This is a genomic window from Christiangramia aquimixticola (assembly GCF_048285835.1).
Classification (GTDB): Bacteria; Bacteroidota; Bacteroidia; order Flavobacteriales; family Flavobacteriaceae; genus Christiangramia; species Christiangramia aquimixticola.
On sequence record NZ_JBLVTL010000071.1, the window covers coordinates 1 to 360 of the forward strand.

Annotated in this window: 1 protein-coding gene; it reads left to right on the forward strand. The window is 50.6% G+C overall.

All coding sequences use genetic code 11. The features are described 5' to 3' along the window. Window positions 1-26 precede the first annotated feature (26 nt). On the forward strand, window positions 27-360 hold a 334-nt coding region (locus ACNKXV_RS13550), incomplete at its 3' end, for a flavodoxin-dependent (E)-4-hydroxy-3-methylbut-2-enyl-diphosphate synthase (RefSeq protein ID WP_417908262.1).

Below are 360 nucleotides of genomic sequence, written 5' to 3' on the forward strand. Positions count from 1 at the left end.
GCCGGTACGGGGATACCCCGCTAGGAATGGTAGAGTCGGCACTTGAGTTTTTGAGAATTTGCGAGGACGAGAAGTTTTTTGATGTAGTCATCTCCATGAAGTCTTCCAATACCCAAGTCATGGTGCAAGCCTATCGACTGTTGGTTCAAAAGCTAAACGAAGGAGGATTCAAGCCTTATCCACTTCACCTAGGAGTGACTGAGGCAGGAGAAGCGGAAGACGGGAGAATCAAGTCTGCCGTAGGAATAGGCACCTTGTTGGAAGATGGTTTGGGAGATACGGTTCGGGTTTCCTTGACCGAAGATCCGGAGTTTGAAGCACCGGTGGCCAAGGCCTTGATCGATCGCTATGCAACCCGTG